21 protein-coding genes are annotated in these 15855 nt (G+C 48.6%); all 21 read right to left on the bottom strand.

All coding sequences use genetic code 11. From position 1 onward, the window contains the following. Positions 1 to 7 precede the first annotated feature (7 nt). The 21 genes from MKQ70_RS39605 to MKQ70_RS26175 all read right to left on the bottom strand — a co-directional run bounded on the left by MKQ70_RS39605 (position 8) and on the right by MKQ70_RS26175 (position 15845). Positions 8 to 250 (bottom strand): DUF420 domain-containing protein, encoded by a 243-nt coding sequence (locus tag MKQ70_RS39605; RefSeq protein ID WP_308199186.1) that lies wholly within the window; start codon positions 248 to 250, stop codon positions 8 to 10. An 11-nt stretch (positions 251 to 261) separates the two neighbouring features. After that, positions 262 to 573 carry a DUF420 domain-containing protein gene (locus MKQ70_RS39610; RefSeq protein WP_282456727.1) on the bottom strand — a complete coding sequence of 104 codons (312 nt, stop codon included), beginning with the start codon at positions 571 to 573 and terminating at the stop codon, positions 262 to 264. A gap of 54 nt (positions 574 to 627) precedes the next feature. Further along, positions 628 to 1221 (bottom strand): SCO family protein, encoded by a 594-nt coding sequence (locus tag MKQ70_RS26090; protein ID WP_248075438.1) that lies wholly within the window; start codon positions 1219 to 1221, stop codon positions 628 to 630. A 159-nt stretch (positions 1222 to 1380) separates the two neighbouring features. After that, a complete protein-coding gene (locus MKQ70_RS26095) occupies positions 1381 to 1800 on the bottom strand; it encodes a cytochrome C oxidase subunit IV family protein (RefSeq protein WP_248075440.1) in 420 nt (139 codons plus the stop codon). Between the two features lie 70 nt (positions 1801 to 1870). After that, positions 1871 to 2548 carry a cytochrome c oxidase subunit 3 gene (locus MKQ70_RS26100; RefSeq protein WP_248075442.1) on the bottom strand — a complete coding sequence of 226 codons (678 nt, stop codon included), beginning with the start codon at positions 2546 to 2548 and terminating at the stop codon, positions 1871 to 1873. A gap of 46 nt (positions 2549 to 2594) precedes the next feature. Next, entirely contained in the window at positions 2595 to 3152 is a 558-nt protein-coding gene (locus tag MKQ70_RS26105) for a cytochrome c oxidase subunit 3 (protein WP_248075446.1), read from the bottom strand. Positions 3153 to 3166: 14 nt separating this feature from the next. Further along, entirely contained in the window at positions 3167 to 3919 is a 753-nt protein-coding gene (gene cyoE / locus MKQ70_RS26110) for a heme o synthase (RefSeq protein ID WP_248075447.1), read from the bottom strand. Positions 3920 to 4165: 246 nt separating this feature from the next. Beyond that, positions 4166 to 5992, bottom strand: coding sequence for a cytochrome c oxidase subunit I (locus MKQ70_RS26115; protein WP_248075449.1), 1827 nt, complete (start codon positions 5990 to 5992; stop codon positions 4166 to 4168). A 101-nt stretch (positions 5993 to 6093) separates the two neighbouring features. Next, the gene (locus tag MKQ70_RS26120) at positions 6094 to 7083 is read right to left on the bottom strand and encodes a cytochrome c oxidase subunit II (RefSeq protein ID WP_248075451.1); all 990 of its coding nucleotides are present in this window, start codon (positions 7081 to 7083) and stop codon (positions 6094 to 6096) included. 143 nt (positions 7084 to 7226) lie between these two features. Further along, positions 7227 to 8438: a quinol:cytochrome C oxidoreductase gene (locus MKQ70_RS26125; RefSeq protein WP_248075453.1), complete on the bottom strand. Its 1212-nt coding sequence runs from the start codon at positions 8436 to 8438 to the stop codon at positions 7227 to 7229. Positions 8439 to 8484: 46 nt separating this feature from the next. Continuing rightward, on the bottom strand, positions 8485 to 9117 hold the full coding sequence (locus MKQ70_RS26130; protein WP_248075455.1) for a c-type cytochrome: 633 nt from the start codon (positions 9115 to 9117) through the stop codon (positions 8485 to 8487). A gap of 77 nt (positions 9118 to 9194) precedes the next feature. Next, positions 9195 to 9362: a hypothetical protein gene (locus tag MKQ70_RS26135; protein WP_248075457.1), complete on the bottom strand. Its 168-nt coding sequence runs from the start codon at positions 9360 to 9362 to the stop codon at positions 9195 to 9197. Next, positions 9347 to 9799 carry a DUF3341 domain-containing protein gene (locus tag MKQ70_RS26140; protein ID WP_248075459.1) on the bottom strand — a complete coding sequence of 151 codons (453 nt, stop codon included), beginning with the start codon at positions 9797 to 9799 and terminating at the stop codon, positions 9347 to 9349. The genes MKQ70_RS26135 and MKQ70_RS26140 overlap by 16 nt, the downstream gene beginning before the upstream one ends. Positions 9800 to 9831: 32 nt before the next feature. Next, positions 9832 to 11265 carry an NrfD/PsrC family molybdoenzyme membrane anchor subunit gene (gene nrfD / locus MKQ70_RS26145; RefSeq protein WP_248075461.1) on the bottom strand — a complete coding sequence of 478 codons (1434 nt, stop codon included), beginning with the start codon at positions 11263 to 11265 and terminating at the stop codon, positions 9832 to 9834. A gap of 103 nt (positions 11266 to 11368) precedes the next feature. Beyond that, entirely contained in the window at positions 11369 to 11560 is a 192-nt protein-coding gene (locus tag MKQ70_RS26150) for a hypothetical protein (RefSeq protein WP_248075463.1), read from the bottom strand. Further along, a complete protein-coding gene (locus MKQ70_RS26155; protein ID WP_248075464.1) occupies positions 11557 to 12891 on the bottom strand; it encodes a 4Fe-4S dicluster domain-containing protein in 1335 nt (444 codons plus the stop codon). The genes MKQ70_RS26150 and MKQ70_RS26155 overlap by 4 nt, the downstream gene beginning before the upstream one ends. Before the next feature lie 263 nt (positions 12892 to 13154). Beyond that, the gene (locus tag MKQ70_RS26160; protein WP_248075466.1) at positions 13155 to 13625 is read right to left on the bottom strand and encodes a molybdopterin-binding domain-containing protein; all 471 of its coding nucleotides are present in this window, start codon (positions 13623 to 13625) and stop codon (positions 13155 to 13157) included. Positions 13626 to 13687: 62 nt separating this feature from the next. Next, complete coding sequence (locus tag MKQ70_RS26165; protein WP_248075468.1) at positions 13688 to 14149, bottom strand: molybdopterin-binding domain-containing protein; 462 nt, start codon at positions 14147 to 14149, stop codon at positions 13688 to 13690. Between the two features lie 158 nt (positions 14150 to 14307). Further along, on the bottom strand, positions 14308 to 14430 hold the full coding sequence (locus tag MKQ70_RS42730; protein ID WP_372490037.1) for a TAT-variant-translocated molybdopterin oxidoreductase: 123 nt from the start codon (positions 14428 to 14430) through the stop codon (positions 14308 to 14310). A 142-nt stretch (positions 14431 to 14572) separates the two neighbouring features. Then, complete coding sequence (locus tag MKQ70_RS26170; RefSeq protein WP_248075470.1) at positions 14573 to 14770, bottom strand: hypothetical protein; 198 nt, start codon at positions 14768 to 14770, stop codon at positions 14573 to 14575. A 196-nt stretch (positions 14771 to 14966) separates the two neighbouring features. Further along, a complete protein-coding gene (locus MKQ70_RS26175; protein ID WP_308199188.1) occupies positions 14967 to 15845 on the bottom strand; it encodes a c-type cytochrome in 879 nt (292 codons plus the stop codon). Positions 15846 to 15855: the final 10 nt, after the last annotated feature.

Consider the following 15855-nt stretch of genomic DNA (forward strand, 5'->3'; position numbering starts at 1 on the left):
AGTTAAGCTATTTATAGTAGGGAGAAATCATGATGTATACCACCACGCCGGTCACAGCTACATAGAACCACATAGGCCAGGTGATCCTGGAAATCCTGCGGTGTTTTACCAAATCATTCTGGAAAGCGCGCAACAGCGAAAACAACACAAAAGGAATGATGATCGCCGCCAGGAAAATGTGCGTGAGCAGGATAAAGTAATACAGGTATTGTATACCGCCCAAAGCTGCCTTTTCCGCAGCATCTACCACGCCGTTATGATCTATATCGCCAAACTTCGTGCTCGACTCAGGAAGTGATAAGTAACGTACGACAGCAGGAACAGGCAGGACAGCACCACCGCTGTAAGGTTCGCGATTTTGTGTGCTTTTACCTGTTTGTTTTTAATGAAATACAGACTCGCTGCCAGCAGCACCGCCGTCGCCGAATTCAGGATGGCGTGAAACAGTGGCATAATACGCACATCGAAGCCCGGTGTGTAGTTGGGATGCGGCATGTAAAACAGGATAGCCACCAACAGCGGCACCGCGACAGACACTATCGCAATAGGTACAGTCAGATTTTTATTCTGCATAAAAATTACTTTCTCATTAAGAGGATGAAAGCGCACGGGGTAAGCGCTGCAGGTTTAGTGATCCTGTCCGCTGAACAGCCTTTTCAACAGGCCGGGTTTGCGGCGGTCTTTCGCAATATTGATCGTGGCGGCATCATAAGCCAGCTTTGACATAGCGGAACTGTCCAACCCGTTGTAATAACCGCGGATGTGACGTTCTTTATCCAGCAGTACCACTTTTTCGCTGTGCACGAAATCATCGGGACCACCATCGCCCTGCGTTACTGATACATAAAACTCGTTACGCGCCAGGTCATATAATTCTTTCTTATCGCCGGTCAGCATCATCCAGTTATCCGGGTTGATCTGGTGCCTGTCTGCATAATGCTTCAAAGCCGCTACGGTATCGCGCGCCGGATCCACTGTTAAAGAAAGTATCTGGATGAGGGTATCGCTTTTATCGAACGCCTCCTGCAGTGTTTTTAAGTTCGCTGTCATTTTGGGACAGATGGCCGGGCAGCTCGTAAAGAAGAAATTTACGACTACCATTTTGCCTTTCAGGTCGCTCAGTTTTACCTGCTCACCAAACTGGTTGGTGAGCTCAAAATCGCGTACCGTATGGAATACCGAATCGTAGCGGGTCTTACCGTCCTTAAAAACAGTATCCACACGCTCGAATATGTAATATCGAGGTATGGATACTATATTTTGGCTGTAATGATCAACTATCAAGTACCCTGTTAGCGGAACAAGTATCGCTAACGCAACTCCTAATATAGCCCTTCGTGAAATGACCGATTAGTTTAGAATTACAGAATAATATTTTACTTAGTGGTGTGCACCATTGCCTGCGCCATGACCACCGCCGTGTTCAGCAGGCTTAGCCATTTCGTAGGTACGTGCTTTACCGGGAGACAGGTCCTTACGCATGTTCTTCCAGGAATCGCCATCAGCGAGAAACGCGATGATGAACCAAACGAAGAATACCAGCGGAACCAGTACACTCAGGATCAGGTTTTTGATTTCGTGACCTAAGTGCATGAACTCTGCTACGATGAAGAATGCTTTCACTACGGTAAGACCGATAAAGATAGCGTTCAGTAACAGCTTACCCGGAAAACCTGTACCGAGGTGCAGAAACGCCAGACCAATTTCCACAACGGTAATACCCAACAGGATCCAAAACGTTTTCCAGATGGTTTTAGTGGACGAGCTTGCGTGTTCTTGGGTTGTATCTACATTTGCCATGATCGACTATTTCTATAAATCTTTTCTAAAATTAATTTAATCAAAAATTGCTGTTTGCTTAACTGCTTTATTAGAGCAGGTAGAAGCAGGTGAATACGAATACCCAAACCAGGTCTACAAAGTGCCAGTAAAGACCAACTTTCTCCACCATTTCGTAGTGACCGCGTTTTTCGTAGGTGCCGTTCAGTACGTTCAGCAGGATCACGATATTCAGGATCACACCAGAGGTTACGTGCAGACCATGGAAACCGGTGATGGTAAAGAAGAAGTCTGTAAAGTTAGAGTTGGTAGCAGCAGTACCGTCAGCATTCGCAAATGGATTCAGGCTCCACCATGCGCCACTGTGATACAGGTGCGTCCATTCCCATGCCTGACAGCCGAGGAACGCAGCACCGCCGATGATGGTCCAGATGAGCCATTTGATTACAGCTTTCCTGTCGCGGTGGTGACCGGCGTGTACAGCCAGTACCATGGTTACGGAACTCATGATCAGGATAAAGGTCATCAAGCTCACGAATACCAGCGGAAGATTAGCATCGCCCATGAAAGGGAATGAATGGAATACGTGGTTGGGGTCAGGCCATGAAAGACTGCTGAAACGAACCGTACCATACGATATCAGTAATGCGCCGAAGGTAAAGGCGTCTGATAACAGGAAGTACCACATCATCAACTTGCCGTAGCTCACATTGAAGGGAGAATAACCTCCAGCCCACCATTTTTTCTTCGCTGTAACTGTTGTATCCATCTGTATTTTTTGTAGAATTTTAAACGCTTTTTAAATCAATTCAATTTTATCTCGCCAACGTAAGGAACACCAACAGGTAAATCCAAAGTATGTCTACGAAATGCCAGTACGTAGCGGCAACTTCCACCGGAACACTGCTGTAAGTGCGGATCCTGGTACGGAAGGCGCGGAAGAACATGATCATTAATGCTACCACGCCGCCAATTACGTGTAATATGTGCACCGCTACGATCACGTAAATAAATCCGGCAGAAACCGGACCGTTTACGAGTGGCAGGTTACGGTTCATCATATCCATGAAGCCGAATACCCGGCAAATGGTGAAAAGAACTCCTAATACTGCGGTTAAAGTGATGAGCTGTTTGTAGGCGCTCATGTTCCTTAACCTGAACTGCCGCAGCGCCAAATGCATGGTTAAACTGCTGGCCAGGATTACCAGGGTAGAGATCCAGAAAATACTGGGCAGTTCAAATGCCTGCCAGTTAGCCTGCGATCTTTTTACCACGTAAGCACTGGTAAAACCGATGAACATCATCGTAATACTGCCCATCGCAATCCAGAGCGAGTACTTATGTGGATGTATTTTATTTTTTTGAGCGCTCATTGCCATCATTATCCTCACATTTTTACTTTATCCGCCGCCAGCGCCAGCATTACGATCGTCAGGTAGATATACGAACTGAACATCAGTTTGCGGGCCGAAGGCACATCGGTGTTTTTGTACAACACAATCGCCTTATACAGGTAAAACAAACCGGCAGCCACTACAATAATCGCAGAAATCCAACCGGTGAGCCCGAGTACGAACGGCGCCAGTCCCGCAGGGATAAGCAGCAATGCGTACATGGCGGATTGTAAAGCGGTCCATTTGTTGGGTCCTTCGGCAGAAGGCAACAACTTGAAACCCGCTCTCATATAATCAGTATGCGCTATCCAGGCGATGGCCCAGAAGTGCGGGAACTGCCACAGGAACTGGATCGCAAACAAGGCCCAGCCTCCTTCGCTCAGTTCATTGGAACCGGCAGTCCAACCGATTAACGGCGGTAATGCTCCCGGAATCGCGCCCACCAGCACGGCCAGTGAGTTCCACTTTTTCCAGGGCGTATACACAAATCCGTAGAGAATCAGGGAAGCCAGGCTAATACCAGCGCTTAACCAGTTAAAGTTATAAGCCAGGATAAAGAGGCCTAAACCACCGGCAACGATCGCCACGATCACCGCTTCTGTCACTGTAATCCTTTGCGAGGGCAGTGGACGTGGTGCGGTACGCGCCATCAGTTTGTCGGTTTCTCTTTCCAGTATCTGGTTGATGGTATTAGCAGCGCCCGAAACCAACACGCCACCTGTAAATAACAAAAGAACTTTCAGCAAATCGAACTCAACACCGGTACAAGCAGGTAGCCTACTACACTGGAAAAAACCACCATAAACGTGAGGGTGAACTTCATTAGCTGGAAGTAATCCCTCACCCTGCTTGCTACTGCATATGAAGTCGACAACTTTATGGAATTTTCTTGAACCATTGATTTTGCTTTCCATAGGCCACAGCCTTTCAACTGTGGCCTCACTTTCTTAACTCACCCGGAAAATCAATGGCTCCGGGAACCTAATATTTTATCAGTGTGCAGACTCGTCGGGCGAAACAGGAACTGTTTGCGGGATGAAGTCTTTGCCGTCTTTGCTGTAATCGTAAGCCCAACGGTGAACTTCCGGAATTTCGCCAGGCCAGTTACCGTGACCAGGATTGATCGGCGTGGTCCACTCCAGGGTTGTTGCCAGCCATGGGTTGGTAGTAGTTACTTTACGACCTTTGAAAATGCTGTAGAAGAAGTTGATTACGAACAACAGCTGGCAGGCAAATACGATAATTACCACGATGCTGATGAAAGCGTTCAAACCATCGAACTGGTTGAAAGACGCCCAGCTGCTATAGTTGTAATACCTTCTTGGCATACCCGCCATACCTTCGTAGTGCATTGGCCAGAAGATCAGGTAAGCACCGATCAGCGTGATCCAGAAGTGAATGTAACCGATCGTCTGGTTCAGGTAGCGGCCATACATTTTCGGGAACCAGTGGTAAATCGCTGCGAACATACCGAAGAATGCAGATACACCCATTACAATGTGGAAGTGTGCAATTACAAAGTAGGTATCGTGCAGGTGAATATCGATAGAAGCGTTACCCAGCCAGATACCGGTCAGACCACCAGAGATGAAGGTGCTCACGAAACCGATAGAGAACAGCGCGCCGGGTGTGAAACGGATATTACCCTTCCAGATGGTGGTAATCCAGTTAAACACCTTGATGGCGGACGGTACGGCGATCAGCAGCGTTAACAGTACGAAGAACGCGCCGAGGAACGGATTCAGACCAGTTACGAACATGTGGTGCGCCCATACCAGGAAGGCCAGGATCGCAATCGCAAACATGGAACCCACCATTGCGAGGTAACCGAAGATCGGTTTGCGTGCGTTGATGGCCAGTACTTCGGACACCATACCCATCGCAGGCAGGATAATAATATATACTTCCGGGTGACCCAGGAACCAGAACAAGTGCTGGTACAGGATAGCGGAACCACCTTCGTTCGGCAGTACTTTACCTTTTACGAACAGTTCGCTCAGGTAGAAGCTGGTGCCTGCGTGACGGTCGAACAGCAGCAGGATGAAACCGGATAATAATACAGGGAAAGAAAGTACACCCAGTACAGCGGTGAAGAAGAACGACCAGATGGTCAGCGGCATCTTCGTCATGCTCATACCTTTAGTACGTAAGTTCAGGATGGTTGAGATATAGTTCAGACCACCGAGCAGCTGCGATACTACGAACAATGCCATAGAAACCAGCCAGAGGTCCATACCAATTTTAGAACCGATAGAAGCATCGCCCAGTGCGCTCAGCGGCGGATAAGCCGTCCAGCCACCGGAAGCAGGGCCGGTTTGTACAAAGAAAGAGGCCATCATCACCATGCTCGCCAGGAAGAAGAACCAGTAGCTCAGCATGTTCATGAAGGGAGAAGCCATATCGCGGGCGCCTACCTGCAGGGGAATGAGGAAGTTAGAGAATGTACCGCTCAAACCGGCTGTTAACACGAAGAATACCAGGATGGTACCGTGCATGGTAACCAGTGCATAATATGCCTGTGGTGTGATGCGGCCACCTTCTGCCCAATGGCCAAGGATGCTTTCCAGCCAGGGGAAAGTAGCGTCGGGGAAACCGAGCTGTAAACGGAACAGTACAGAGAATAAAGCACCAATGATCGCCCAGATGATACCTGTAATCAGGAACTGTTTCGCAATCATTTTGTGGTCCATACTGAACACATACTTCGAAATGAAGCTCTGCTCATGATGGTGGTCATGATCGTGCCCGTCATGGTGACCATGTCCCTCTCCGTGATGAATTACCTCATGTTGACCGTGCAAAGTTGCTTCGTTACTCATATTCAGTTCTGTTTATTATTAGCCGGCAGCGGGGTAATATTCGTTGTCGGCAATTTGTCTTTTTAAGTTTTCTACTTCTGATTTCGATTTTCTATAACCGCTTAGTGTGCTGCTGCAGGTGCCGCTGTGCCGGAGCTGTCACTGTTCATTACCGGGTCGGCAGGGGTTGCGCCCTGTGTACCGGTTGGAGCGGGAGAGCCTTCATGCGCCAGTTTGTATTGAGGTACCTGCTTAGCGATCCATGCATCGTATTCTTCCTGTGTTTCTACTACGATCACACCTCTCATCGAGTAGTGACCTTCACCGCACATCTGATCGCAGGAAATTTCGTATGTGAAATCAGGATTGTTCGTTTTCTTTTTCATCTCCGCAGTGGTGAACCTTGGTGTAAACCACAGGGTGGTCGGGATACCAGGCACCGCATCCATTTTCAGGCGGAAGTGGGGCAGACCAACGTCGTGTACCACGTCTTTGGAACCGATGATCAGTTTTACGGGCTTGTTCACCACCAGGTGCATTTCGCTCGCCATGAAGTCATCTTTGTTCAGATCGTCTGTCCAGATCTGGCCAACCGGGTTGGTAGCGTTATTGATCTCTTTGTAGAACCTGCTGCCGAGCTGACCGTCTTTACCCGGGTAGCGAATCAGCCAGTTAAACTGCTGACCGGTAATTTCTACGACCATTGATTCTTTCGGTGCTTCGGAAGTAAGACGGAACCAGTGTTTCAGGCCGTAGGCCACCAGGATGGTGAGCGCGATAGCCGGAACAACCGTCCAGATCAATTCCAATTTATTATTGTGCGGAAAATAATATGCTTTACGACCCTCTTTTTCCTGGTATTTGAACGAAAACCAGAACAGCAGAATCTGCGTGATAATAAACACGATACCTGTAACGGCCAATGTGGTTTTCCACATCTTATCGATATCTACACCATGATCCGAGGCAGCTTCGCCAAGAATTCTGTCTTTCAGGATGTCATTACACCACCATACGCCAATCAGCCCCAGTATCAGGAAAGCTATCAGCAGGAAACCGTTGATGCGGTTGCTCTGCTGGCGCGACTTCTTTTCCCCCTTCAAGATGGACACATATTCGCTTGCCTTCGCAATCTGAAAAATGACCACGAATATGAGGACAACAACTAAAACTGCTAAAAATCCTGACATTGTTATTTGAAATAATTAAGTTATCTAATGCTTATTCGTTGTTATTATCTTTTACATCCGCGCAACTACACCTGGTGGATGATGCTTTCTTTCAGATAAGGGTGAGTTTTTGGCGTCAGCGAAGCTTTGGTCAGCTGGTGCAACGTTACAAAAATGATGATACCCACAAAGCCGAGACCAACACCGAATTCATACCAGGGGAAGTGCAGCTCATTGTTTTGAGTGCCCGGAGCAACCATCTGGAAGAAGTCGAGCCAGTGACCGGAGATAACAACTATCGCCATAACTGTTACCAGCGTGAAGTTGCGTTTAGCAGCGCGCTTCATCAGTATCAGCAGCGGCAGTATGAAGTTGATGATCAGGTTAGCGAAGAAAATCGGCCTGAACGGTCCTTGCATACGAGGAATAAAGTAAATAGTTTCTTCAGGAATGTTCGCATACCAGATCAGCATGAACTGAGAGAACCACAGGTAAGTCCAGAAAATGCTGAACGCAAACATGAATTTACCAAGGTCGTGGATGTGTTCTTCGCTTACAAAGCTCAGGTAACCATTTCTTTTCAGGTAAATCACGAACAGTGCGATCAGAGACATACCGGAAACGAAGGTAGATGCGAAAGTATACCAGGAGTACATGGTAGAGAACCAGTGAGCATCGATACTCATCAGCCACAACCATGGAGTGGTAGAGCCTACAGACAGTGCGAATACCACGATGAAACCTGCACACCAAACGGTATTTCTCCAGATCAGTTTACGACCGGTTTCGGCATCCATTACCCAGCTATCCTGTTCAATAGACATGCGACGCAGTTTGATGGTCAGCAGGATCCAGAGGCCGATAGTGATAACGGTAGCTGTCATGAAAAAGACAGGATTGAGGAATGCGGATTTAAAAGACAGGATAGCATCATGCTTTACGTGTTCAGCATTCACCCAATGATAGATGTGTTCTTTATGGAACACGATCAAACAAGTTAATACTACAAAGGCAATTGCACCAAGCACCGGCACTACCATGGAGATAGCCTCCGGTACGCGGCGGAACGCGATCTGCCAGCCGCCGTGAGCCAGGGTGGTTGCGCTGATGAAGAAAGTGCTGGTCAACACTACCATCAAGAAGAAAGTACTGTTCTGCAGCAAACCTGCCCAAAAGCGTGTGTCTCCATGCTCGCCGCCGAGCGCAAACTTTCCGATCAATAAAGTCAGCAAGCCAACTGCCATCAGCACAATGCTGGTCGTTTTTAATCTTGCCGGTACTACAAATTGGTCCTTCATTACCTGTATATTAAAATACTTTTCTAAATGCTAGTTTTAATCAAAATTACTTCGTTGCTGCGGTATCAGCTGCAGGCGCTGCCGTAGCAGCCGCTGTGCTGTCGCCAGCCGGCGCAACTGAAGATGGCATTTTACCACCTGTTTGTACATTCTTAATGTAAGCAGCCACTTTCCAGCGTTGTTCTCGGTCCAGCTGGCTGGCATAGCTACCCATCGCGTTGTAACCATAAGTGGCTACGTGGAAAATGCGGCCTTCGCTATACGCCAGCACCTTACCGGCGATCAGGTTAGCGGGAGCCAACGGATAAGGACCGTCGCCACCTTTGTACAGCGGACCGTTACCGTCCAGTTTAGTACCGTGGCAAATGCCGCAGTAAATATTGTACAGGCGTTTACCTTCTTCCAGATCTGTTGCAGTTAGGGACAGCGGATTTTTAAACAGGTTGGCAGCTGCGGTGTCTTCTGCTTTAATATTATAAGGCAGTAATTCACCCCTCTTCACAGTTCCTTCCACCGGCTTCATATTCGCTACGGTTTTGTTATAGAACTCATATGCACGGGAGTCAACCATGTCCGGCACATAGTGCTTTCCCGGTTTCCTGTGATCTTTACTGCAAGCCACCAGGAAAGATCCGCCTGTCAGCGCTGCTGCAATCAATATGTTGGAAGTCCTTTTCATCAGTAATTTTTGTCTACTCGTTGGTCTGACTTTGCGGCTTTCGCCACTTTATAATTCGTTTGTTTCTTCTTGTTTAATTACGCTTTCACGGTTACAGGCTCGCTGTACAGGCGGCTTTCCTGGTCGTAGCGACCCAGCCACCAGCCGGTTTCAGCAGTCTGTTCGTTGATTTCTTTAGCGCCCACACTGCCCGGGAAGTTTTTGATGTCTTCCGCGCCGTTTTTACCGGTCACTTCGATCGCCATGACAAACAGATCGTCTGTCTGACGCGGGTGGAAAATGTGTTTTTCACGAAAGGAGCCAGCTGACACAGGTAGCAGAAAGTAAGCACCATGCCTACTGCTGCGAACAGTACCGTTAACTCGAATGTGATAGGAATGAACGCCGGCAATGGAAAATGCGGTTTACCACCGATGTTCATTGGCCAGTCTGTTGTAAATACCCAGCCCATTACAGATAAAGCCGTAGTAGTACCGGTGAGGCCATATACAAAACCCGCGGTGTGCAGGCTCGTTTCACGGAGCCCCATCGCATGGTCCAGACCGTGCACGGGAAAAGGCGTATAAACATCGTGGAGCTTGTAACCGGCAGCCCTTACTTTTTTAACAGCCGGGAACAATACCGCCTCGTCATCAAAACTACCTACAACAAATTTTTTACAGCCATATATTGAGAAATTCAAAGTTCAATTAATACAATCCTGTTAATCCTTGATTAGTGATGCGCCTGATCGTGAGCAAATGCATCAACATCCTGTGCTTCGTATTTGCCCATCTTTTCTTTGTAGCTCTTACCAGTGGTTTTCAATACGCTCTTGATCTCTGCTACTGCAATTACCGGGAAGTATTTGGCGAACAGGAAGAAGCAGGTAAAGAACAGACCGAAGGTACCTACGTAGAAGCCAACTTCAGGCCAGGACGGACGGTAGTAACCCCAGCTGGACGGCAGATAGTCGCGGTACAGTGAAGTACAGATGATCACGAAACGTTCGAACCACATACCGATGTTTACAATGATAGACATTACGAAAGTCACCATGATGTTTCTTCTCATTTTAGAGAACCAGAACACCTGCGGAGAAATTACGTTACAGCTCATCATGATCCAGTAAGACCAGCCCAGCGGACCCGCAGCACGGTATTTATAGAAAGTATCGAATTCGTAAGGGTTTGCACCGTACCAGGCCATGAACAGCTCGGTAAGGTAAGCCACACCTACCACAGAACCCGTCAGTACAATTACTTTGTTCATCGCTTCGATGTGACCAATAGTAATGTAATCTTCGAGGCCCAGGATTTTACGGGTGATGATCAGCAGGGTATTTACCATCGCGAACCCGGAGAAGATCGCACCCGCTACGAAGTAGGGAGGGAAGATGGTCGTGTGCCAACCGGGAATTACAGAGGTAGCAAAGTCAAAAGATACGATAGTGTGTACGGACAGTACCAGTGGAGTGGACAAACCTGCCAGTACCAGTGATAATGCTTCGTGACGCTGCCAGTGTTTGGTGGAACCGGTCCAGCCGAAAGAGGCAACACCATATAATAACTTGCGTAATTTAGTTTTAGCCCTGTCGCGAACGGTAGCAAAGTCGGGGATCAGACCAGAATACCAGAACAACAGTGATACCGTGAAATAGGTGGAGATCGCGAATACGTCCCACAACAGCGGTGAGTTGAAGTTAACCCAAACAGGACCGCGGGTGTTGGGGTAAGGCAGGATGAAGAAGCCCATCCAAACACGACCCATGTGGAAGATCGGGAACTGACCCGCACACATTACCGCGAAGATGGTCATTGCTTCAGCTGCGCGGTTTACACCTGTACGCCAGCCCTGGCGGAACAGCAACAGGATCGCGGAGATCAGCGTACCGGCGTGACCGATACCTACCCACCATACGAAGTTGGTGATGTCATAACCCCAACCGATGGTTTTGTTCAGGTTCCACACACCTGTACCGAAGTAAACCTCCCAAAATACAGAGAAGGCACCGAAGCCTAACAATACGAGAGAAATGAAAAATCCAATGTACCACAGTTTACCGGGCTTAGCCTCAATAGGACTAATAATATCCTCAGTTACCTGGTGATAATCCTTAACCCCGTCAACTAAAGGTTCTCTCAGTGTGGATTCGTACTTTAAATGCATAGTATTCTGAGCTTTGGTCAGCCAGCTTCTCAGCTGACTGACTATTTAATGCAAAACTTAACTTGATCTTCGTTTATAATTCTTATCTGTTCAATCTACACACTTAGTGGTGCGCTGCCTCCGGTTTGTGTGCACCCTCAGCGTGACCCTTAACGGAAGGAGCTGCGTCCTTGTTACGGATTTTCGCCGGGTAGTTGATGTTAGGCAGTGTGTGTGTTTCTTCCAGCACATAGTACAGACGGTCTTTCTGTTCGATGTTGCGGAGTTTGTAGATCGCACTGTCTTTATCATTCACGTTACCGAAGATGATAGAGTCAGAAGCACAAGCCTGTTGACAAGCTGTTTTCGCTTCACCATCTTTAATCGGACGACCTGCTTTTTAGCGGTCAGTTTCGCATCCTGCAAACGTTGTACGCAGAAAGAACATTTTTCCATGGTACCGCGTGCACGAACCACCACATCCGGGTTCAGCACCATACGGGTCAGGCTGTCGTTCATGTCAGCAACATCATACAGGTTATGTTCGAAGCTATCAGCGCCGTTCCAGTCTCTCCAGTTAAAACGACGAACTTTGTAAGGACAGTTGTTCGCGCAGTAACGGGTACCGATACAACGGTTGTAAGCCATCTGGTTAATACCTTCTGAGCTGTGGTTGGTAGCAGCTACCGGACAAACGTTTTCGCAGGGAGCGTTGTCACAGTGCTGGCACAGCATCGGCTGGAATACTACCTCAGGATTGTCTACATCACCGGCAAAGTAGCGGTCGATACGCAGCCAGTGCATTTCGTGCGCCTTAATTACCTGCTCTTTACCTACAACGGATACGTTGTTCTCTGCCTGACAGGCGATCGTACAAGCGCCACAGCCGAAGCAGGTGTTAAGATCGATAGACATACCCCATTTCACGCCGTTGCCCGGAACCATGTGTACATCTTTGTACATGGTAGCGTCATGTGCGAAGTCTTCACCATAGTGGTGCAGTTTCGCGCGGTCAGCGTTCACTTCTTTCGGGTTCGCAACGAACTCGGCCAAAGTAGTTTCTTTTACGATCGGACGACCTTCATAGCTGTTGTGTGTCTGTGTAAGACCAACAGGGTATTTGTCGCCGGTTGCAGTAGCGGTAGCATCAGCAGCAAAGTAGTCGAACGTCTGGCCATTGAAGCTCACGAAAGGATAAGCATTTTTACCGATGTTACCGGCAGCTTTACCGATCAGCTTCGCATCGCCACGGCCGTAACCAACTGCGATCGCGATTGTTTCGGGATGGATACCGGGAACGATCAGCAGGGGCAGTTTAACTTCTTTACCGTTAGCTTTTATTGTCAGTACTTTTCTGTCAGCGTTGATCTCGTAGTCATCACCCAGCTCTTCGTGGAAAGTTTTAGCGAGGGTGTTGGAGATACATGCGTAGTTGTCCCAGGTAGCGCGGGTGATCGGGTCGGGCATTTCCTGCAACCAGGGGTTGTTTGCCTCTTTACCGCTGCCGATCGCTACTTTCTGGTACAGCAGTTCCAGTTTACCACCTTGTTTGGTGCTGATTTTACCGGCAGCAGCCGCAGCGTCAGCAGCAAAGGTAGCACCGCCCAGGGCTGTAGCAGCCGGCTCAATGATACCATCCTGCAACACTTTGTTCCACTGGTCCAGGCCGCCAAGTTTGGCGATCCAGTTGTTTTTCAGGTAATCAACCCAGGTAGTCGTGTTACCAGCCCAGATCAGCAGGGAATCCTGCAGTGCGCGTGTTTTGAACAGGGGCGCGATCGTTGGCTGGATGAAGGAGAAGTAACCAGTCCTGCCTTCCGCATCACCCCAGCTTTCGAGGTAGTGGTGGTCAGGAGCGATGTATTTTACAAGCTGGGTAGTTTCGTCTAAGCGCTCGTTGAAGGAAACGGTCAGACCAACTTTTTGATACCCGCTTTGAATTTCTCTGCGTCGAAGTAGTCGTAAGCAGGGTTTACACCAGCGATAAGCAGGCCGCCGATAGCACCGGCGTTCATGTCATTTACCAGCTGCTGCATGTCTGCGTCAATACCCTGACGGATATTGGAGGTAGTTGCCCAGTCGATCGTGCTGCCATTGGAACCCGCCAGGTTGTTGATGGCGTTTACAATGATCTGTACGTTCACATCGTTGGAGCTGCTTACGATCAGCGATTTACCAGGATTAGCCTGGATCGCTTTCGCGGCTTTCATGATACCGGCTTTCACTTTTTCGTCGAGTGCAGGCATTGCTACGCTGCCGCCGAGTGCTGAATACAGCGCCAGGGCGACTGCGCCGGCCTGGGAAGGACGGTGGGTGAAACGCTCATCCGCATTCGCACCGGTAAGGCTCATTACGCTTTCAAACTGGAAGTGTTTGCTCATTTCCGGTTTGTCCGCCCTGATCTTACGGGTAGCGCCATACTGGCGGGTGATTTCAGCAGTGTTTAACCGGTACCGAGGAAATCGGCGCCCAGGCTCACAATTACTTTAGCGTTTTCGAAGTGGTAAACGGGCAATGCTCTTTTTCCGTAAGATGCTTCGTTAGCGAGCAGCATACCGGAGTAGGAAATTGCGTCGTATGTTACGTGACGGCTACCAGGATATTTCGCCGGGAACTCGCCGATAACTTGTTTAGTGGTAGGGCTGATGATAGTACCGGTAAGGAGCACTACGGGTTTGCCGCCCAGACCCGCCAGGGCGGACATCACTTGTTTGTCCAGCTCCGCGAAGGTCAACTCGTTTACCTTGTCTTTACCATCGAAAGTACCCGGTACACGTACGCGGGCCACATCGTACAGGCTCAGTACAGAACCTTGCACTCTTGCGGTAGTGGAGCCACCTGTAACGGTAGACATTTCGTTACCTTCTATTTTGATGGGACGGCCCTCGCGGGTTTTCACCACCACCGGTACAAAATCACCTTCGGTTACGTAAGTGGATGCATATAAGTTAGGTACGCCAGGCGTAATTTCTTCAGGCTTGTTTACATAAGGAATCGCCTTCTTGATCGGAGTTTCGCAGGAAGCAGCAATGGTAGCCGCGGCTGTGGTGAAACCCAGGTATTTCAGGAAGTCCCGTCGGGGGTAGCGGCATTCAACAGGCTCTCGCTCTCTTCAAACGGCAGATCTTCTCCGAATTCGTTCTTCACAACTTCCTGATGTTCAGGGGTGTTGTGCAACTCCTCCAAGCCTTTCCAATACTTTTTTGCTCCATGTTATATTAACGAGTTACGATTTTATAAATGATCGGTTGCATTAGCGCCGGAATGGTACAGTGTTTATTATGTTATTATACTGTTTCCCGGCAACGCCGTGTTTGAATCTAGATTATTAGTAGTGACATTTCTGACATTCGGTACCACCCACCATTTCTACAGTTACGCTGTCGATGTGGCCGTTCTTAATGTCGTTATGCAGTTTCTCGAAGATCGAGTAATAGCCGTTTTCTGCGAACTGCACTTTAGTAGTACGGTGACAGTTTACGCACCAGCCCATAGACAGGTCGGCGTGCTGAGACACCTCGTCCATTTCTGGATGTTACCGTGACAGGTTTGACACTGTACTTTACCGGCTACTACGTGCTGAGAGTGGTTGAAGTATACGTGGTCAGGCAGATTGTGAACCTTTACCCATTCTATAGGCTCGCCCTGCTGTTTTACATACTTACCTGCTTTAGCGTCCCAACCCACTGCATCGAACAGTTTCTGGATTTCTGCAGTACCATTCACTTTTTACCTTCTGCGGTAAACAGTTCGGGACCGCTGTACTCAGTAACAGCTTTGTGACAGTTCATACACACGTTTTCTGCGGGGATCATCGCGTGCTTGCTTTTCTCAGCGCCGGAGTGGCAGTAGAGACAGCTGATCTGGTTAGTGCCTGCATGCACTTTGTGAGAGTAGAATATTGGTTGCTCCGGCATGTAATCCTGTGTGCGGCCCAGGCCAATAGCGCCCTGGATGGTAAAGTAACCGCCGATCACAAACAGGATCATAATACCGATCGCGATGTAAGCTTTGTTTTTGTAGAAAGCAACTGGTTCCGGTTGATCGATACCTTCTTTTTCAGCAGCCAGTTTGTTCAGGTTGCTGTTGATCTGCAACAGGATTACCGCAACAATAGCCAGGATCAGGGTGATAATACCGAAAATCAGGCTGTTGCTACCGGAATCTTCCTTCGCAGCGCCTTCAGCACCAGCAGCCGGGGCAGCTGTTTTAGGACCTTTCACCTGCTCGTCCGCTACATACGCCAGGATGTTGTCCACATCAGCATCTGTAAAGGTCGGGAACGCAGGCATCGCGGTTCCGTTATACTCTTTAAACAGGTTATTGGCATAAGCGTCACCTGTGGCAAGAACACTCGCAGAGTTCTTGATCCACTTGTGAAGCAAGGCTTTATCCGCCCACCGCTCTTCAATCCCAGCCAGCGCAGGACCTGTCAATTTCTTATGAACATTATGGCACGAAGCGCAATTTGCCTGAAACAAGGCCTTACCAGCAGCAGGATCTGCAGCGCGGGCAGGTGCAAAAGATAACACCAAACCAACGCATAGGATAAGAACACTCACAAATTGCTTGCGCAAAAGAATGGAAACACGACAATACACAGCCTATATA

This window comes from Chitinophaga sedimenti (genome assembly GCF_023156195.1).
GTDB classification, from domain to species: Bacteria; Bacteroidota; Bacteroidia; order Chitinophagales; family Chitinophagaceae; genus Chitinophaga; species Chitinophaga sedimenti.